This is a genomic window from Priestia iocasae (genome assembly GCF_016909075.1).
Taxonomy (GTDB): domain Bacteria; phylum Bacillota; class Bacilli; order Bacillales; family Bacillaceae_H; genus Priestia; species Priestia iocasae.
The window spans coordinates 493,232-513,468 of the sequence record NZ_JAFBFC010000003.1; the positions used below are offsets into that span (position 1 = coordinate 493,232).

General features: G+C 36.5%; 19 protein-coding genes. 2 read left to right on the forward strand and 17 right to left on the reverse strand.

Annotation, left to right across the window (positions count from 1 at the left end):
* Positions 1-25: 25 nt before the first annotated feature.
* From JOC83_RS10695 to JOC83_RS10705, 3 genes are all read right to left on the reverse strand, one after another.
* Positions 26-382, reverse strand: a complete 357-nt coding sequence (locus tag JOC83_RS10695; protein ID WP_205186961.1) for a YppE family protein — start codon at positions 380-382, stop codon at positions 26-28.
* 52 nt (positions 383-434) lie between these two features.
* Positions 435-692: a hypothetical protein gene (locus JOC83_RS10700; RefSeq protein ID WP_205186962.1), complete on the reverse strand. Its 258-nt coding sequence runs from the start codon at positions 690-692 to the stop codon at positions 435-437.
* Positions 693-1,207: 515 nt separating this feature from the next.
* The gene (locus tag JOC83_RS10705; RefSeq protein WP_239583457.1) at positions 1,208-2,182 is read right to left on the reverse strand and encodes a DUF2515 family protein; all 975 of its coding nucleotides are present in this window, start codon (positions 2,180-2,182) and stop codon (positions 1,208-1,210) included.
* A 169-nt stretch (positions 2,183-2,351) separates the two neighbouring features.
* Here JOC83_RS10705 and recU point away from each other — a divergent pair, with 169 nt between their 5' ends.
* Together recU and JOC83_RS10715 are read left to right on the forward strand one after the other, a co-directional pair.
* The gene (recU, locus tag JOC83_RS10710; RefSeq protein ID WP_205186965.1) at positions 2,352-2,954 is read left to right on the forward strand and encodes a Holliday junction resolvase RecU; all 603 of its coding nucleotides are present in this window, start codon (positions 2,352-2,354) and stop codon (positions 2,952-2,954) included.
* Positions 2,955-3,017: 63 nt separating this feature from the next.
* Positions 3,018-5,714, forward strand: a complete 2,697-nt coding sequence (locus JOC83_RS10715) for a penicillin-binding protein 1A (protein ID WP_205186966.1) — start codon at positions 3,018-3,020, stop codon at positions 5,712-5,714.
* A 25-nt stretch (positions 5,715-5,739) separates the two neighbouring features.
* On the opposite strand, the gene JOC83_RS10720 is transcribed toward JOC83_RS10715, so the two are convergent.
* From JOC83_RS10720 to JOC83_RS10785, 14 genes are all read right to left on the reverse strand, one after another.
* Positions 5,740-6,255, reverse strand: coding sequence for a YpoC family protein (locus JOC83_RS10720; RefSeq protein WP_205186968.1), 516 nt, complete (start codon positions 6,253-6,255; stop codon positions 5,740-5,742).
* Complete coding sequence (gene nth, locus JOC83_RS10725) at positions 6,248-6,907, reverse strand: endonuclease III (RefSeq protein WP_205186972.1); 660 nt, start codon at positions 6,905-6,907, stop codon at positions 6,248-6,250. The genes JOC83_RS10720 and nth overlap by 8 nt, the downstream gene beginning before the upstream one ends.
* Before the next feature lie 229 nt (positions 6,908-7,136).
* Positions 7,137-7,847, reverse strand: a complete 711-nt coding sequence (locus tag JOC83_RS10730; protein ID WP_205186973.1) for a DnaD domain-containing protein — start codon at positions 7,845-7,847, stop codon at positions 7,137-7,139.
* A gap of 264 nt (positions 7,848-8,111) precedes the next feature.
* A complete protein-coding gene (asnS, locus tag JOC83_RS10735; RefSeq protein WP_205186974.1) occupies positions 8,112-9,404 on the reverse strand; it encodes an asparagine--tRNA ligase in 1,293 nt (430 codons plus the stop codon).
* A gap of 222 nt (positions 9,405-9,626) precedes the next feature.
* On the reverse strand, positions 9,627-10,811 hold the full coding sequence (locus JOC83_RS10740) for an aminotransferase class I/II-fold pyridoxal phosphate-dependent enzyme (RefSeq protein WP_205186976.1): 1,185 nt from the start codon (positions 10,809-10,811) through the stop codon (positions 9,627-9,629).
* Between the two features lie 87 nt (positions 10,812-10,898).
* Complete coding sequence (locus JOC83_RS10745; RefSeq protein WP_205186978.1) at positions 10,899-11,384, reverse strand: cell wall elongation regulator TseB-like domain-containing protein; 486 nt, start codon at positions 11,382-11,384, stop codon at positions 10,899-10,901.
* 12 nt (positions 11,385-11,396) lie between these two features.
* Complete coding sequence (locus tag JOC83_RS10750) at positions 11,397-11,567, reverse strand: DUF4264 family protein (protein WP_205186980.1); 171 nt, start codon at positions 11,565-11,567, stop codon at positions 11,397-11,399.
* A 194-nt stretch (positions 11,568-11,761) separates the two neighbouring features.
* Positions 11,762-12,583 (reverse strand): ComEC/Rec2 family competence protein, encoded by an 822-nt coding sequence (locus JOC83_RS10755; protein WP_205186982.1) that lies wholly within the window; start codon positions 12,581-12,583, stop codon positions 11,762-11,764.
* Positions 12,584-12,669: 86 nt separating this feature from the next.
* Positions 12,670-15,486: an ATP-dependent DNA helicase DinG gene (gene dinG / locus JOC83_RS10760; protein ID WP_205186984.1), complete on the reverse strand. Its 2,817-nt coding sequence runs from the start codon at positions 15,484-15,486 to the stop codon at positions 12,670-12,672.
* A gap of 225 nt (positions 15,487-15,711) precedes the next feature.
* Entirely contained in the window at positions 15,712-16,095 is a 384-nt protein-coding gene (panD, locus tag JOC83_RS10765; RefSeq protein WP_205186986.1) for an aspartate 1-decarboxylase, read from the reverse strand.
* Between the two features lie 14 nt (positions 16,096-16,109).
* Entirely contained in the window at positions 16,110-16,955 is an 846-nt protein-coding gene (panC, locus tag JOC83_RS10770; RefSeq protein ID WP_205186987.1) for a pantoate--beta-alanine ligase, read from the reverse strand.
* A 1-nt stretch (position 16,956) separates the two neighbouring features.
* The gene (panB, locus tag JOC83_RS10775) at positions 16,957-17,790 is read right to left on the reverse strand and encodes a 3-methyl-2-oxobutanoate hydroxymethyltransferase (RefSeq protein ID WP_205186988.1); all 834 of its coding nucleotides are present in this window, start codon (positions 17,788-17,790) and stop codon (positions 16,957-16,959) included.
* 271 nt (positions 17,791-18,061) lie between these two features.
* Positions 18,062-19,051 carry a biotin--[acetyl-CoA-carboxylase] ligase gene (locus tag JOC83_RS10780; protein ID WP_205186989.1) on the reverse strand — a complete coding sequence of 330 codons (990 nt, stop codon included), beginning with the start codon at positions 19,049-19,051 and terminating at the stop codon, positions 18,062-18,064.
* A complete protein-coding gene (locus JOC83_RS10785) occupies positions 19,036-20,226 on the reverse strand; it encodes a CCA tRNA nucleotidyltransferase (RefSeq protein WP_205186990.1) in 1,191 nt (396 codons plus the stop codon). The genes JOC83_RS10780 and JOC83_RS10785 overlap by 16 nt, the downstream gene beginning before the upstream one ends.
* Positions 20,227-20,237 lie beyond the last annotated feature (11 nt).

Genomic DNA, 20,237 nt, shown 5'->3' on the forward strand with positions numbered 1-20,237 from the left:
ACACCCCTGTTTGGCTCAGCTTCTTTTATTCTTGTGCTAAAATAGATTCTAATACGTACTTATTGGCTTGATACATTTGTTTAAATCGCTTCTCACGTGTTTCTTTATAGAATGATTGTAAAACAACGTTATGCAAATTTTCTGTTGTTGAAGTAATTTGATTTACATGAATATATTGAGGCTTTGCTTGCTGAATCCATTTCTTTGTTGCCTCTTCCCATCGATCTAACTCTTTAAAAAATGCATCTACATAAGGTTTTACCTCATTATAGAAATCTGCTTCCGCTTCCGTTTCATGAACATTTATTAAGCGAGTTAACGCTTCTTCATTGTAAGTAAATAATTTTTCTGTTAGCTCTATTACTGTTAAATTTGTTACCATTATGCTTCACCTCTAAGCTGTTATTGTATCACAAAGATCGATTAAATTTCATTCATACCGTTCGCAGTAGTACTTCTCTTCTCGGTTCTTTCCACCCTAAAGGTGAACAATGTTGAAGATCCGTTGTCGCCTCTTCAATATCACACAAAGCTTGATTAATTTGTTTCACATGCTCAAAGAAACTCTTCTCTTGTTTCGCAATTGATTCATCTATCTTAACAGACATTTCTTTTTCTGTTACCTCTAATTGGGATAAAACGTCATCTAACAAACTTAACACATCTTGTGTAGCTACTAAGTTTTGTTTCATCATCATCCCTCCAGACTATTTTATCTACATATTCTCCTTCTTATGGACTTCTCCTATCAACTTGACAAAACTAGTAATCATTCGTCAAAGAAAGTTGTTTTATGCAAATGAAAGAATTTTTTCGACAATATTTACTTAGGTGCTTGGCTACGAATGAAAAGAAGGAAATCGTAAACACTAAGAATGTAGGAGGTGTTTAATCATGCACAAAAACCAACAGCAACCTAAACAAAATCAAAAACAGCAAGCTCAACAAGCAGAATCAAAAACATATGCTGATCCAAAGAAATTGAATGGTCCTAATCAGCCGTCAACATAATAAACATACCGATGTTCAATAACAAACATCACTTTTTGTTCTAACACAAAAATCCCCCTGCCCTTCTCTAAAAAAAATAAGTAGAGAAAGAACAGGGGGATTTTTCTATTCGTTTTTACTTATCTCCTGTAAACAACATTCCTTCTTAGCAAAAAATGCGTTGATTAACAGAACTAGTCGATTACGCTACGTCATTTTACTTTTGATTTAGTGGATGACGAAAATAAGACTGACATTTAATCAGGAAATGCAGCTCTACTTGCTTTTTTTGATACCATTTTGTTACGTTAGTTTTAGGGGGATATGGAATGTCTTTCTGCCATTTTAAAATCCTCCTCTGATCTTCCATCCAATCATTATTTTTGGATTGATGATGTGAAACGATTGGAAATGTCGTTCGTAGAATAGGTGTATCCTTTTCTTTTTTGGGATTTAAATATTGCTCATAATCATGCCTTGAGCCCGTATGAGGTGTTTGTCTTGAAAAGCATAAAAAGCTTTCAAAATGAGTAGGATTAAATAAGATTTGGGCTAGCTTCTTTCCTAATTCAATTCGTTTTGTAAGCTTCCAAAAATCGTGAACAGAGCATCCAAAAATTTCTCCATCTATTGTTGGAAATAACACACAGCTAAAATGAAGAAAATCTTGAAAGGTAAAAACAAAAGAGCGAAACACCTTCTTCTTATAAAATGGATGTTCAATGACTGGACGTTGAATGATGTTTTGTTCATTAATAATTAACGATGTTCGTAAGCGCTTTTGATCTCCTTTTATCCAGAACAATTGCCACTCTTTTATTATAAAAGAAGAAACACCAAAATGAGGCAATAAATAGAAGTAAGGTTTTCCTTTTGCCTTTGAAATAGCATAGATAAGCAGTTGAGGATACACATCATGAAAAATGAGCCAATTTGCTCTCTCGTACGTTAAAAACAACAGATCTCTCGTTTGTTTATTTAAGAAACAAGGTAACCATTTTCCTTCTAAATCGCACATGTTCCATCCTGCATTTCGAGACACCATGCTTGCTAAAAACGACCATTGAATTTCAGGATAGACTTCATAGTAGTCCGCATATGCGTTTGTACGTGAAAGATTATCTATATTCATTTTTTGTCTTTTTTCCTTAATATATTTTAAAACACGTTGTTCAAATAAGCGCTCATCCATAATGGCAACCTCTTTCATTAAAATAGAAAGTAACGTAGGACTGTTAGATTATTTTTTAAGTTAGTTCAGTTTTTTCTGAAAATACTTAATCAGTCCATCTCCTTATGATTTTTGGTATGATATATAATATATTTTTGATGTATTTACTTTTAAAGGGGGTAATGATAAAATGATTCGCTATCCGAATGGGAAAATGTATAGCCCTACTAATAAAGGAACTACCCCTTCTACCCAAAAGGCGACCATTGACTATAGCAACCGAGGTATGACACTTGAAGAAGATTTAAATGAAACAAATGAATATTATTTAGTAAAAGGTATTGCGGTCGTTCATAAAAAACCAACACCTGTGCAAATTGTGAAAGTAGATTATCCAAAGCGAAGTGCTGCCGTCATTAAAGAAGCTTATTTTAAACAAGCTTCCACAACTGACTATAATGGTGTTTATAAAGGAAAGTATCTTGATTTTGAAGCAAAAGAAACGAAAAACAAAACGTCTTTTCCACTTCAGAATTTTCATGAACATCAAATTCAACACATGGAACAAATTTTGAAACAAAATGGCATTTGTTTCGTCATATTAATGTTTACTACTTCTCAAGAAATATACTTACTAGACGCCTCTCATTTGCTTCCACTATGGGAAAATATGAAAAAGCAAGGAAGAAAGTCAATTCCTAAAAAGGAGATAGAAACAAAAGGTCATTTAATAGAAATTGGGTATCACCCACGAATTGATTACATCAAAACTGTAGATAAATTGTACTTTTAAGAGTATGATATAAATGTTTACCGAAATCATTCTCTTACAATTAGTTGAAAGGTAGGAGCTTTTATGTCAGAGAATTACACTTCTCGTGAAGAACGTCGACGATCTCAAGGCGACAATAAGCAAAAAAATAAATCATCAAATTCAGCACAGAAAAAGAAACGCGGAGGAATTTTCCGTAAGATTGTTGTTGTTGTTGTATTATTAGGACTCGTTTCAATGATTGCTGGAGCAGGTACATTTTTTGCGCTCGTAAGCGATGCTCCCAAAATTGATGATTCGATGTTAAAAGATTCATTATCATCGAAAATTTACGACGTAAATGGTGAGAAAATTGCAGAGCTTGGCGGTCAAAAACGTACATACGTTCAATACGATGATATTCCACCATTCGTGAAAGAAGCCTTTCTTGCAACAGAAGATGTTCGTTTCTTTAAACATCATGGGGTTGACTTTTATCGAATTGGCGGTGCTCTTATTGCAAACTTCCAAGATGGATTTGGATCTGAGGGTGCAAGTACTATCACGCAACAGGTAGTAAAAAACTCATTTTTAACACCTGAAAAAACCATTAAACGTAAAGTACAAGAAATGTGGCTTTCTTTCCAATTAGAACGAAAGTATTCAAAGCAGCAAATTCTTGAAATGTACTTAAATAAAATTTACTTTGCAAAAGGTGAAGTATATGGAATTGCGAAAGCAGCTGAAACGTTTTATGGCACGACAGATTTAAATGAGCTTGAACTACATCAAGCTGCGATGCTTGCAGGACTTCCTCAAGCTCCAAATGCATACAACCCTTACAACAATCCAGAATCAGCAACAAAGCGTCGTAATATCGTGTTAAGCCTAATGGAACGACATGGTTTTATTACAAAAGCTGAAGCTGATGAAGCTAAAAAAATTGATGTACAAGCTACATTAGTTGAGCGCACAGAAGAGCAAGAGCAATATGCTGCGTTTATTGATGAAGTGATTGAAGAAGTAAAAAGTAAAACAGAAGCAGATGTGTTTTCTGCCGGTCTTGAAATTCACACCACTCTTGACCCTGAGGCACAAAGCTATGTAGAAAAAACGTTGAACACGAATGAGGTTGTTCAATTTCCAAATGATAACTTCCAAGCAGCTATTGTGCTACTAGACACAGAAACAGGCGCAGTTCGAGCAATTGGTGGTGGACGTAACCGTGTATCTCGTGGGTTTAGCTTAGCGACAGATAACTATCCACAGCCTGGTTCAACCATTAAGCCTATTCTCGATTATGGTCCTGCGATTGAATATCTAAATTGGTCAACAGCTCAACCACTGAACGATGAGCCATACACTTACTCAAATGGAACAGCGATTAACAACTTTGATCGCAGTCACAAAGGATGGCTTTCGGCACGTGAAGCACTTGGACGCTCTCGAAATATTCCTGCTTTAAAAGCGTTCCAAGCTGTTGGAGCAGAGAAAGCGAGAGAATTTGGTGCAAATCTAGGTATTCCATTAGAAAAATCAATTCCTGAAGCTTATTCAATTGGTGGATTCAACAAAGGTGTCTCCCCTCTTCAATTAGCCGGAGCATATAGTGCATTTGGAAATAATGGTATTTACAATAAGCCTCATACTGTGACAAAAGTAAATTTTCCAGATGGAACAGAAATGGACTTAACACCTAAACCTAAAGTAGCTATGAAAGATTCAACAGCCTTTATGGTGACACATATGCTACGATCTGTTGTAGAAGAGCCTTATGGAACTGCTACATCTGTTCGTACTTCTGGCTTAACGATTGCCGGTAAAACAGGAACAACGAACTTCGATGCACAAGAAAAAGCAAGATACAATGTTCGTGACGGCGGAGTAAAAGATGTGTGGTTTGCAGGTTATACACCTAAATATACTGCTGCTGTTTGGACAGGGTATGAGAAATATTCGAGCGAAGATTATATTTACAGCAAATCAGAAAAGGATATGGCTAAATCTATCTTTAAAAAAGTGGTTAGTCATGTATCAGAAGGTAAAGATAGAGGAAGCTTTAAACAGCCTAATAGTGTTGTAAAGGTACCTATTGAAAAAGTATCGGGTGAAGAACTTCGAAAACCAAGTGCAGGAACACCAAGCAACATGGTAGAGGAAGAATACTTTATTCGTGGTTCAGAGCCAACAAAAGTTTCGAAAAAATATATGGGAGCAGACCGTCCACAAGGTGTGAAAGCACAGTTTGATCCAGCATTAAATCAAATCAATGTTAACTGGTCTTATCCAGAAGACAAATTAGGGGACGTCACATTCCAAATAACTACTTCAATTGATGGTAGCTCTTCACAACAATCAACAACAGATACATCCCTTGTTGTGCCATCACCAACACCTGGAGCAACCTATACATTTACAGTCACAGCAACATTAGGTGATTCTACAAGTAAAGGAGCTTCTGCTTCTGTAAGAATACCAGGTGGTGAGGAAGAAGAACCATCTGAAGATGAGAATGATGATTCGGAAGAAAAACGTAAAGAAGATGATGATGATGATGATGAAGAGGATGATGATTCATCAGATTCTGAAAATAAGCCTGATAAAGGCAAAGATAAAGATAAAGATAAAGACAAAGATAAAGATAAAGATAAAAATGAAGACAAAGATAACGAGCAACCGCCTAGCGAGGATAATGAAGGAAATCAGCCTACTCCGCCATCAGGAGATAATCAAGATGGGCAAAACCCACTGCCGAGTCCAGGAGACACAAATGGCACAAACCCTCCTCCTAGTGAAGGATAAAAAAACAACCCCACTGAAGCCTAAATCAGTGGGGTTGTTTTTTTTGTACAATTAGCATTTTAGCATATAACCTTTCAAGCTCTTGATAAAGTTCTCCTAATTGAATAAATGAGTGGTATAAAAAAGGTTTCTTCATAACAAAGGCTAACCGTTCGTACACATTTATTGGTTTATATGTCAGTTTATTGAGGTCTTCCTCTAAATGAGTGAGACGAGGAACGTTTACTCCATTTGTCCAAAATAAAGCACTAATAAAATTAGCTATTGCGTGTCTCATAGGATCCAATGCATACGTTGCCTCTCTTTTTTTATATAAATCGGCAATAAAATCCTTCTGTTCTCGCCATACTTGAAACATGGTTGGCATATAATCAGATTGTTTCTTCCATGGCTCTTCACTTTGCACACCCATATCATATGCAAAAATAGTCGATTGAATCACTTGCTTGACCTCTTTCAACTCACTTCGCTCAACGATTGAGTTTTCTGAAAAAAATAGTGGATGATAAAAAGCTGAGGCTACATTTCCTTTTCTATCCATCTATTTGTTTTCCCTTCATTCGCTTTTTCCCCTCTCGACAAACGTCTAATAAAGGACAGATATGACATTGTGGAGATTGTGCCTTACAATGATAGCGACCAAAGAAAATCATACGATGATGAGTAACCGACCACTCTTCTCTAGGAACTTTTTTCATTAATGTTTTTTCTACTTCTAATACAGAATCTTTCCATTTACAAATGGCTAACCGTTTACTTACTCGTTCCACATGGGTATCTACTGCAATAGCTGGAATACCAAAAGCAACAGAAACGACAACATTTGCAGTCTTTCTTCCTACTCCAGGTAGCTTTGTCAATTCATCTCGATCTTGAGGAACTTTTCCACCATATTCATCAATTAATAGCTGACATAATTTACGAATATTTTTCGCTTTATTTCGATACAACCCTATTGAACGGATGTCTTGTTGTAATTCCTCATCTGATACAGCCAAATAATCTTCAGGTGTTTTATACTTTTGAAATAAATCTTTTGTGACCTTATTAACTAGCGCATCTGTACACTGTGCAGACAATGCCACCGCGATGACTAATTCAAATGGATTGCGGTGATTTAACTCACAGTGAGCATCTGGGAACATTTCTGCCATTTGATCGAGACAATAACGAATTTGTTTTAACGTTAACATTTTTACATCTCACCTTGCTATGTAATTTATCTACTCAATTCTTTCTTAAAATAACACAAAAACCCCTACACACAAAATCCAAAACAAGTGAATGGATAAAGTGATAGGGATTTTATTGAAAGGACCTCTCCTTTTATTTACTACTTATGGGATTATCCCACTTTTTATCCGTCTTAACTAATTAAATATAAACATAGCTTCTTACATTAGGAAATTTTCAATAGGATGATTACTGTTCAAGCCAGTTAAAAAATGGAACAGATGAGTTCGCGGCTTCTTTCTCTACAGCTGAAGATTTCTTTTGTGGTTGCTGATGTTGACGAAACTTTCTTCCGTAACTTCGCGCTTGTTCAATCGTTTTAATGCCATTCTTTTTCCATTCAAATAAAATTCGATCAATGTAACGAAAATTCAACTTACCCGACATGACTGCTTCACGTAAAGCTGCTTTAATAATTACAATATCATGATGATCTTGATCAACCCACATTGTTAATGTTTCACATTCAAAAGGAGATAATGGACGGCCAAATTCCTTTTCAAAAATGGAATATAAGTCTAATTCAGTTTGCTGTTGTGTTTCAGCTGTTTTATGTTGGGTTTCTTTCATCATGAAGTAAATAAGCTTCTCCCACAATGGCTTTAGTGAATAAGTTTCCGTAATCATAGAGGATTGATCATGATGTTGTTCAATCGTTAGAAAACCTCGTTGAATTAAGCTACGTAACGTCTCCATGCAAGCTGTACTTGAGATGCTCATTTTACTTGAAAGTTCCACTGGAGTAGGAAAAGAATTCCCACCTTCAAGCGCTGCGTGAATATGCATGAGCGTCATAAATTCAATTTCATTTAAGCCTAATTGAGCATAGTGATTCATCAATAGCTTTGGGATTGACACACTTCCTTGCTCAAACCATTCGATTATATTTTCTTTATCCATATATGAACACCTCAACTTTTAGTATATCATGAAGTGGAAATCTTACGTACTGAATTATGACATGGTTGAAAAATAAAAGGAGTTGTCCAAAAAATTCAAAAACGAATTGATTTTCTGTTTCATGAAAACTGGACCGTCAACTAAAACCCTTGATAATACAGAGTTTTCACGACGATCCAGTTTGAAAGAGGGTGTCCTAAAAGGCGCTGTTAATCCCTTTTGAGACACCCTCTTATGTTATTTTCTATTCGTTCATTTCTTAAGTTAAGGATATAGACGATTTAATAAACGTGGGAATGGAATTGTCTCACGTACGTGCTCTACACCGCTAATCCATGCAACTGTACGCTCTAGACCAAGGCCAAATCCTGAATGTGGAACAGAACCATATTTTCGAAGTTCTAAGTACCACTTATACGTTTCAGCATCTAGGTCATGCTCCTTTACACGTTGCTCTAATAAGTCCATGTCATGAATACGTTGTGAACCACCAATGATTTCTCCATAACCTTCTGGAGCAATTAAATCTGCACATAATACAACATCACTATTCTCTGCATCTGGCTGCATATAGAATGGTTTTAACGATGTTGGATAATGCGTGATAAATACTGGCTTATCATAGCTTTCTGCAATTGCTGTTTCATGTGGAGCACCAAAGTCATCACCCCATTGAACATCATCAAAGCCTTTTTCATGTAAGAATTTAATGGCATCATCGTATGAAATACGTGGGAATGGTGCTTTAATATTTTCTAATTTTGATGTGTCACGACCTAATGTAGTAAGCTCTAACTTACAATTCTTTAGTACAGATTGAACAACATGTGATACGTATTCTTCTTGTACTTTTAGGTTATCTTCAAACTCATAGAAAGCCATTTCCGGCTCAATCATCCAAAACTCAATTAAATGGCGACGAGTTTTTGATTTTTCTGCGCGGAACGTTGGACCAAATGAAAATACTTTTCCTAATGCCATCGCAGCAGCTTCCATGTAAAGCTGTCCACTCTGAGAAAGATATGCATCTTCATCAAAATACTTTGTATGGAAAAGTTCTGTTGTTCCTTCAGGAGCACTTCCTGTTAAGATCGGAGGATCTACCTTTGTAAATCCATTTTCATTAAAGAATTCATATGTTGCACGAATGATTTCATTACGTACTTTCATAACTGCATGCTGACGCTTTGAACGTAACCAAAGATGACGGTTGTCCATTAAAAATTCTGTACCATGCTCTTTTGGTGTAATTGGATAGTCCACTGCTGCATGAATGACTTCAAGCTTTGTAACAGATAGCTCGTAACCAAACGGTGAGCGCTCATCTGCACGTATAACCCCTGTTACATACAAAGAGGATTCTTGAGTCATTGATTTTGCTAATTGAAATACCTCTTCTCCTACTTCAGCTTTTACAACGACACCTTGCATAAAGCCTGAGCCATCACGAAGCTGTAAAAATGCAATTTTACCACTTGAACGTTTATTTGCAAGCCAAGCACCAATTGTTACTTCTTGTTCAACGTACTTGCCTGCTTCAGAAATCGTAATTTTCACGATGAATACCCCTCCAAAACACTTACGTAAAATAAAATGTCAGTCGAATGAATCACATTCCTACTGACTCATTTAATTAATTCTGCTCTTACAGTCATGTTTGCAACTGTCTATAAAAACAGAATCAACTAAGTATGTACGACCATTTTATTATACAATTCGACACTCACAATAACAAGAGAGAATCAAGTGTCAAAAACTTGATTCTCTCTTGCACATTTTTTATTTCATATGACGATCCATAAAATGACTAATTCGATCAATTGCTCTTTCAAGTAAATCTAGAGACGTTGCATAAGATAAGCGAACATTTTCTGGAGATCCAAAGCCTGATCCTGGAACTAAAGCAACCTTCTCTTCTTCTAAAATCGCTTCCACCCATTGATCAACATTTTCAAACCCTGTTAATCGAGCTGCTTCAATTGCATTAGGGAACAAGTAGAATGCACCTTGTGGTTTAATACATGTGAAGCCTGGTACAGCCACTAGCTTATCATACATAATATTCAGGCGTTCTTCAAATGCTTGCCTCATTATTTCAACAGGCTCTTGTGTACCATTGTAAGCAGCAATGGACGCATATTGCGCAACAGAAGTTGGATTTGATGTACTGTGGCTTGCAAGATTGGTCATTGCTTTAATAATCTCTTCATTACCAGCTGCATATCCGATACGCCAACCTGTCATTGAATGTGATTTTGATACTCCATTAATAATAATGGTTTGTTCTTTTAATTGTGGAGAGATTTCAGCAATTGATACGTGCTTTTCTCCACCATAAACAAGTTTTTCATAGATTTCATCAGAAACAATAAGAAGATCATGCTTTAAACAAACTTCACCAATTGCCTCTAACTCTTCACGGCTGTAAATCATACCTGTTGGATTACTTGGTGAGTTAATAATAACGGCTCTTGTTTTGTTCGTTACGGTCGCTTCTAGCTGTTCTGGCGTAATTTTAAACTGGTTACTTTCAAACCCTTCCACATAGACAGGAACACCTTGAGCTAACTTAACTTGTTCAGGATAACTTACCCAATATGGTGTCGGAATAATAACCTCGTCTCCCTCATCTAATAGCACTTGAAAAAGTGTGTAAAGAGCATGCTTTGCACCAGAACATACGATGATCTCGTTTGACTTATATTCAAGACCTTGATCATCCTTGAACTTTTGAGCAATTGCTGTTTTTAATGATGCTAATCCCCCAGATGGCGTATATTTTGTATGTCCTTCATTCATTGCTTTTTCTGCCGCTTCTAAAATGTGTGCTGGTGTATTAAAATCAGGTTCTCCTGCTCCTAATCCAATAACATCATGTCCTGCAGCTTTTAATTCCTTTGCTTTAGCTGTAATCGCTAATGTTGAAGATGGCGTTAAAGCTGATACACGTTTAGCTAATTTCACTAAAATCTCCCCCTAAAAGCATCAAAAATTTATATCACATATGTTCTGTATAAAAACAGGGTTAAACACATGGTATATTCATTCTCATTATTGTGATAAACTATAGCGTTTCAAGAACTTTCCACTTTCAAAATCAACATAATAGTATGTAAAGCGATTTTCCTCATCTATATATGTGATTTCCCACAGCGGTAGTTTTCGCTCCATTCCTAAACGAACAGATTTAATTTCTTGAGGATTTCGTTCGTTTTCTACAAGAGAACGAGCTTGAGCTTGTGTAATGCCACTTGCTTCTTTTTTCATGATCATATCATGTTTTTTACGATCTTTCGGCACCCAAACAATTACTTTTTCGCCTTTATTGTTTGTTCCTTTTACAATATAAAATGTATCTTTTCCAAAGTATGTTTGGACATTTGTTACATCTTTTAGCTGATATTTTTTATCTGCTAATACCATCGCTTTTTCTTCATCACTTTGTTTCCCTTTTACAGATTGATGGTAAGTCGAAGCAAACTGCCAACTTACGATAACGATAATAAAAATAATAATTAAAATACTCCACTTTTTCATCATAACCCTACTTTATGTACGATAAATAGTAAAAATCGCTTTTTCTTTGTCTTCTTCATCTAAAGCTAGTCCAAACATCAAATCTTTCTTTTTCAATGTTCGATTTAAGCTATCTACAATCTTATATAAATCTGAAGAGTATTCAATTCGAACCGTTGATAATACTTCAATTTTGCTTTCCACCTGTCATTCCTCCTTACGAGATGCACACAAAAATTGCTATTCATAACATGTTGTATTTCGGTGACACTATACCTACAAAGCATTCAACCATTATTATAACAGCTTAAAACAAAATTACGAAAACTTTCTCAATAAAATTCTTTCCTATCCACACTATACAAAAGCAGCTTATTTAAAAAGCTGCTCTTTTTTACTTACCTACTTTCAGAAATCGAAATGATTTCGTACTGATACTTTGTCATTTTCATCACTACTGTTCCTACTTGTTTCACGTAATGAATATCAATCCACATTTCATATAACCTTTCTAACAAATCAGGATTTATACGATTTATACTCGTTTCAAATATAATAGCGGCCTGAGGATCTACTTTTTCTAAAAACGGTTGCGAAGTCGTGGTACCTCCCCCATAATTAGCTACTTTTAAAACATCCGTGTCTGACAGTGGAAGCTTCGTTAACTTTTTTTCGATTGAAGAATCATTGTTAGTCATATATAAAATTCGGTTTTCACCATACGTAACGATTATATCCATTGACACAGTAGAAGTGGATTCATTATGTAGCACCCGAACGCTAATATCCTCGGAGTACTGATGGTGCTTTCCTTCTTTCCATGCCTCATACGAAGAATCATTTTTCATCTGATATCCGTTTGGTGCATAAACATGCTTAGGGCTAAATCGATTGATCACATCCATTAGGTTGTCATCAAATCCAGCTCCTTGCTTTGTAATAATGACTTCATCTAGCTTTTTTATTCCAAACATATTCATCCATTTATAAAGCTCTTCTTTCGAAGCTGCACTGCCTGTATTAATTAAAATATGATGATTTGTACCATCTTTTATTAAGGTTGCTTCTCCATCTGACAAGCTAAAAAACACCATAATGGCTTCACCTTCAGATAAATCAAAATCCACGCTTTCTACTTTGCTTGCATAGCTACGGTTATTAGAAATACCTAAGTCTAATAAAACACATACAATCAGTAAAATGATAAAAGGCCGACTCATCTTCTCAGCTCCAGCTTAATTTGTTCCGTATAAAAATAGGAAGCGTTCTTCACTTATGAAGAACGAGCACAAACCACCTTATTCGACTAATGATCGATCGATATGTCCTTCCACCACGTTTGCAAATCATCCAATGTTTCATGAAATGCTTTCTCTTTAATATCGACTTGTGGTAGAGACATTAAAAAATACTTTCCATATGTCGTACTCGTAACACGATTATCAAAGATATAGACAACTCCTCTATCTTTCCTCGATCGAATGAGCCTTCCAAACCCTTGTTTAAATTTAATAATAGCTTGCGGAAGAGAGTAATCGATAAATGCATTTTGACCATTGTTTTTTAATCGCTCTACTTTTGCAGCAACAAAAGGTTGTTCTGGCGGTGAAAATGGAAGTCGCACAATCATTAAGGCTGATAACTTTTCACCTGGAATATCAATTCCTTCCCAAAAGCTGTTTGTTCCTAATAGAATGGCTTTGTCAAATTGAGTAAAGTCTTTAATCAATCGGTTTCGGTTGCGAGTTGTTACACCTTGCCCTAAAAGAACAAATTCTTCTAAGTCATTTAACTCTTTCATATAGCTATACGTTTGTTTCAACATATCATATGACGTAAATAACACGAGCATTTTACCATTCGTAATAGACGCAACATCTAATATACTTTCCGCTAATAAAGCACTATATTCTTCAACTGATACAGAATTAATCGCAGGAAAGTCTGACGGAATAAACACCTTTGCCTGCTTTTCATAAGAGAAAGGTGACTGCACTGATAATTGCAAAGGTTGAAAATCATACAAGCCTAATTCATTAATAACATAATCAAATGAATGATGAACCGTTAAGGTAGCTGATGTTAAAATAACGGTCTGCTTTTTAGCAAAAAAGAGATCTGCTAACTGATCCGCTACTGATACAGGCTGGCTATATAAAAATGTAGCATTGGCTGCACCTTTTGGTTCAATTTCAAACCACATTACTTCATTTTCTTCAGATTCAAACAATAATTTGTAAAGACGATGATCCACGTCTTCAAACATGTGGCAAACTGTAAAAAACTCATGGAAAATCGCTTGTTCTTCTTTTTTAAACGAACCTAAATTGGCTTCAATTCCTGCTTGTTCACTTCGAATCATATGAAGAAAATCACGCAATAAAAATCGAACACGCGAAGCGAGTTCAAGAATAGCAGACCAATGACTCCCTTGCTCTGCTTTTGTATGATAACGATAGCTTAATCGACCAATATCAACTGCAGGCTTGTTTCCTTTCTTTAACACATATGAATGAATCAGCCTAAATAAGTCGTTACATTCAGCATGAAGTTGACCAATCATGTCATTTATTCGCTCAAGTGGCTTTGTATGATGATATTTTGACATCACTTTATGCACATCTATTAATAGCCCTTTTGTTTGCAAAGAGCCGATACGAGTTAGAAGCGTATGAATGGAGAAATAGTCTAAGTGCACTCCTAATTCTTCACTTGCAATCTCTTCAAAGTGATGAGCCTCATCAATGATGACATGATCATAATGTGGCAATAAAGACTGATTACTTAGCACATCCATTAATAGTAAACGATGATTAGTCACAATAATGTGTGCACGCTTTGCACGCGCTCGTGCTCGTTCATAATAAGAGTGATGTATCCATGGATTACGTACATCTACTTGTGATGGATTGGCTTCATTGATGCGATCCCAAAACAATTTACCTCCTGAAGGCAAATTAATTTCATCAATATCTCCTGTTGTTGTTTCCGTTAACCATACAAGAATTTTCGCTTTTGTTAAGATAGCATCATAGTTATTCTCACGCTCTTTTAGTAAGTGAAGAAATTTACGAACGCTAATATAGTGCTCTCTTCCCTTTAATACGACAGCAGACAACGGAAAAGATAACAGTTTACTTGCTAATGTTAGATCTTTTTCAATCAGCTGCTGTTGTAACGAAATAGTATGCGTAGACACAACAACTTGTTTTCTTTCCTTAACTGCATACATAGCAGCAGGAATTAAATAAGCGAGCGTTTTTCCTGTTCCTGTCCCCGCTTCAATTAATGCATGCTCATGAGAAGAAAAAGCTTCATCAACTAAATCCATCATCTGCCATTGTTCTTTTCGATCTTCGAAGTTTGTTAATATCGAATTAAAATGTTCATGCTTTTGCTTAGAAAACTCCTTATAAGTAAAAGGAATTTCCTTTGTTTCTTCCTTTTCATTTTCCATCTTCCGAATGGCTAAGCCGTGAAGAAAGACAAAGTCACTATTTTCTTCTATTAATTGTTGCTTCTCTTCAATGACATCTTCTATGAGTTCTCCAATCTCACTTTTCAAATGCAATGATAAAGAGTACAGTTGCTTTAACGTCGTAAGAGGCAACTGTTTCATTTTTTCAATGAGCATAAGTAGAATTTGAGCCGTTACTTCTGCATCACTATCAGCTTGATGAGGATTATCATGCGTAATGGATAAACAATCTGCAAGCTGATTGAGTTTATATCCATCGATTGTTGGCAACAAGATACGTGCCAGTTCAACCGTATCAATCGGCGAATTATACAATGTATCATATCCGTGATTATGTAATTCATCTTGAAGAAATGAGAGGTCAAAAGCTACATTATGAGCAACAAAATAAGAGTCTTTCATTAATTGCAACACTTTTGGAGCAATCTCTTTAAATAGTGGCGCATCTTTTACCATGTCATCATTAATATGAGTTAGCTGCTCGATAAACGGTGGTATAGGTAATTCCGGATTTAAAAAGCTTGAGAATCGATCAACAATAAGACCATTCTCAATAACAACGGCTGCAAATTGAATGATTTTGTCTCCCTGCTTAGGAGAATGGCCAGTCGTCTCAAGATCAATCACAACAAAACGCTTATTCATAGGTAACACCTCACATCATTCTTCCTTTTTAGTATTCATGTAGCGTGAGTTGTGTATGTAAAATTTATCGTGGTTTTTCGCTTATCACGAATGTACCTTTAAGCTATCATTATAACGTAATTTTCTTTGACAAGCATAATGAATGATTAAATCAAAAAAAGAGCTGAGACAAAAGGGGCAAAGAACACCCCTGTTTGACTCAGCCTCATGTATAGGCATTTAGTTTTACAAAATTGTAGAAGCTGGCTCCTGCTTTAACAGTTGCTTGATTTGGTTATGCTCATCCATAATTGCTACTGTTGGATGATGGGTTGCTACTTTTTCATTTGGCACCATTGCATATGAAATAATGATAACAACATCACCTGGCTGTACAAGGCGCGCTGCAGCACCATTTAAGCAAACCACACCACTACCGCGTTCACCAGGGATCGCATAGGTTTCAAGCCTTGCCCCATTGTTGTTATTCACAATTTGTACTTTTTCATTCACTGCAATTCCTACTGCATCTAATAAGTCTTCATCAATCGTCACACTACCTACATAATTTAAATTCGCTTCTGTGACACGTGCACGATGGATTTTTGCATTCATCATTGTTCGAAACATTTTCTTTTCCCCCGTTATACTTCAAATGTTAGATTATCAATTAGTCGAGCTTTTGAAAAAGCAACCGCTACTGCAAGAATGATCCTACCAGATAAATGGTCAATCTGGGTTAAGTGTGGGTACGAATAAATATCTACATAATCGATACGCCCATTTGTATGATTACGAAGATCCTGTTCGATTTCTTTCTTTATTTTTTCTGGATTTGTTTCTCCCTCAGTAATGCGTTGCTTCGCTTTCTGCAAGCTTTTATAAATAAAAGGCGCTTCCTTTCGCTCTTGTTCTGTTAAGTATACATTACGCGAACTCTTGGCAAGCCCATCTTCTTCTCGAATCGTACCTACTGGCACAAGTGTAACTGGAAAGTGAAAATCAGCAATAAGAGCGTCGACCACAGCTACTTGCTGTGCATCCTTCATTCCGAAATACGCTCGGTTCGGTGTAACAATATGAAATAGCTTTGTGAGTACGGTTGCTACACCATCAAAATGACCTGGTCGCTTCGCACCACAAAGAACATCAACTCGTTTCGTAACCTTCAATTGAATGGTTGGTTCATTCGGATACATTTCCTCTACTGTTGGATAAAAAAGAACATCAACACCAGCCTCTTTTGCTAATCGCTCATCACGCTCAAAGTCCCTTGGGTATGAATCAAAATCTTCATTCGGTCCAAATTGAGTTGGATTAACAAAAATGCTAAGCACAACGGTATCATTTTCTCTTTTCGCTTCATGGAGGAGAGTGAGGTGACCTTCATGTAAATAACCCATGGTCGGCACAAACCCTACTGTTTCATCTTTTAGCTTTGTTTCTTGTACATATTGCTGCATCTCTTTAATGGTTTTAATAACGTTCATCTTACTTTCCCCCATATAAAGCAGTTAGCTGTTCTTCTTTCATCGTGAATGTATGCTTTTCTTCTGGAAATGACTTTTTCTTCACTTCTAACACATACTGTTTTAAGCTTGGTACAACTAGTTCATTTAGATGTCCATACTGTTTTACAAACTTAGGAACTCGCTCTACTCCATATGTTAAAATATCGTGATAAACAAGTACTTGACCATCGGTTTCCTTACCTGCACCAATTCCAATAGTTGGAATCGACAAACGATTGGAAATTTCTTTCGCAAGCTGCTTTGGTACACATTCTAATACAAGAGCAATAGCACCTGCTTGTTCACACTTTATCGCATCTTCAATTAATTTTTTTGCAGCTTCAGCATCTTTTCCTTGTACCTTATAGCCACCAAGTACACCAACGGATTGTGGGGTAAGTCCTAAATGCGCAACCACAGGAATTCCTGCGTTGGTTAAATCAGTAATGGTATAAATGACATCTCCTGCTCCTTCTACCTTTAACGCATGAGCACCGCTTTCTTGAACCATTCTTGCTGCATTTCTCATTGTTTCTTCTCGTGAAATATGGTAAGACATGAACGGCATATCCGTTACAATAAACGTATTGGAAGCGCCGCGCTTTACTGCTTTTGTATGATGAATCATATCGTCTACTGTAACAGGAAGTGTAGAGTCGTAGCCAAGCACAACCATCCCTAAGGAATCACCAACTAAAATCATGTCAACCTCTGCTTGTTCTGCATACTTAGCAGATGGATAATCATAAGCGGTTAACATCACGATAGGGTTACACTCTTTTTTCATTTTCATAAAATCTGTTTTCGTTTTCACGATCTTTCTCCTCCTTTTTCTCAGAGGAGATGACTACCGAACGTCCATCAAGCAGTAAAAAATCCTTCTTTCTACAACGGAAAGAAGGATTTTGAACATTCAAACAATATCATGAATTAGACGTCTGCCTAGTAAAGATTCGGTGTTTGTCATCCCTCTGTCCTAGTCCTTATTTGGATCAAGGCAGATTAAATTAAGTTAAAAAAATACGAGTACCAGGTGAAGTTCTTACGATACTACCCTGATACTCGTATTATAAATAATTTATAAGTTATTTTCTAGTAGATAATTCGATATCGGCAGAGTGGATATGATGAAGAACACCTAAATCATCTTCAACAAGTAAAACACCATCCTCTGTAATACCTTTTGCCCAACCTTCAATAGAACCTCTTAGCGTTCGCGCAATAATGCGTTTCCCAATACTTATCGCATACGTTTCCCAAAGAACCTTGATTAAGCCAAAACCATTTTTTAAGTATTCTTCATAGAGTGATTCAATTTTAAGAAAAATAGTTTGCATAAGAGTGGCACGATTAATAAGTTCTCCTGTTTCTGCTGCGAGTGAAGTCGCAATGTCTTTAATAGCATCGGAGAAGTCTTGCTGCTGTTGGTTCACATTAATACCAATGCCAATGATAACGGAATGGATACGATCAGCGTCTGCTTGCATCTCTGTTAAAATTCCAACAGCTTTTTTGCCTTCAATTAAAATATCATTTGGCCATTTAATTTGAGGAGAGATACCCGTTACCTCTTGAATCGCTTGCACAACCGCTACGGCCGTTAAAAGTGTTAACTGCGGGGCATTCTGCGGAGGCACTGTCGGGCGTAAAATAATGCTCATCCATACACCTGTACCTTTTGGTGAATGCCATACGCGATCTAGTCGTCCTCGTCCTGATGTTTGTTCTTCCGCTACTACAACGGTTCCTTCTTGTACACCTTCTTGTGCTAATCGGTGTGCGATTTTTTGAGTGGATTCAACAACCTCTTCATAATGAACGTGCTGTCCAATCTTTTTCGTTTGCAATCCTAGAATTAGCTCATTCTCACTTACTTTATTTGGTTTATTCACAATACGATATCCTTTTTTACGCACTGCTTCTAGCTCATAACCTTCTTTTCTTAAGTCTTCAATATGCTTCCACACAGCGGTTCTTGAGCAACCTAACATATCACTAATTTTTTGCCCAGACACATACTCTTCTTTTGAGTTCGTAAACATTTCTAATAACGTTCTTCTTATATCTGATTGCAAGACTGCACCCACTCTCTTATTGCGTCTTTGTCGTTCTTTAATTCACCACTTACAATGCTTTGTTCCATTGTGCGTAACAACTCAGAAAGCCAAGGCCCACCTTTTTTATTTAGCCAGTTCATGATATCAGCGCCATTTACCACTATATCTTGTAAGGAATGAATAGGAAGTTCTTGATTGACTTGTTTAATCCAAGATTCATCTACCTCATGCTCTCCCACTACGTAACAAATTCGATTTACTGCAAGACTTGTGTGTACACCATATGTATAAATGAGTTGAGGTGACCAACCCTCGGTTCGTATTTGAGTGTACGCACTTACATAATCCCTTACTTCTTTAATTGTTTTGTTTGAAAGCTTCCAATTTTTCAAAAAGCTTTCTATTTGCTGATTATGTAAACCAATTAGGAGAAGTGCCCATGACTCTGTTACGTGTTGCAGCAAGTGCCACTTATACTGTAGCAGTTTTGAAAACGTGTTATCACTCACTTGTAAACTCGGTAAAAATGAATAAAGCTTTGTTTCAGCTAGCAACGAAAAGGCTTGAACAGAACTATCTCCCTGTAGCATTTTTTCAAATTCAACTGTGATTCTTTCCACTGATACGTGTTGCAAAAGACTTCCGTGCTGTCTAATTGCTTGTCTCGTTTCTTCTTCTAATGTAAATGAAAGCTGACTAACAAAGCGTATCGCTCTCATCATCCGCAGAGCATCTTCGTGAAATCTCTCTGATGCTTCTCCTACCGTTACAATGACTTTTTTTTCAATTGCTTCTATCCCGTTAAAAGGATCAATGATGTCACCATGACGATTCATCGCAATTGCGTTAATTGTAAAGTCACGTCGCTGTAAGTCTTCTTTTAGAGAAGAAATGAACTGAACAGACGAAGGGCGACGAAAATCTTCGTACGTTCCCTCTGTTCGAAATGTGGTAACTTCGTATGGCTCTCCCTTATATAAAACAACAACCGTCCCATGCTCAATTCCTACATCAATCGTTTTGGGAAATAACGCCATGACTTCTTTCGGCTTAGCAGAAGTTGCAATGTCAACATCGCCAATTTCTCTACCGATGATTGAATCGCGAACGGCACCTCCAACAAAGTAAGCTTCATATCCATGCTGCTCAAGCTCTTTTATAATCGTTAGCGGTTGAATAAAAGGTTCTCTCATGTCTTCCTCCA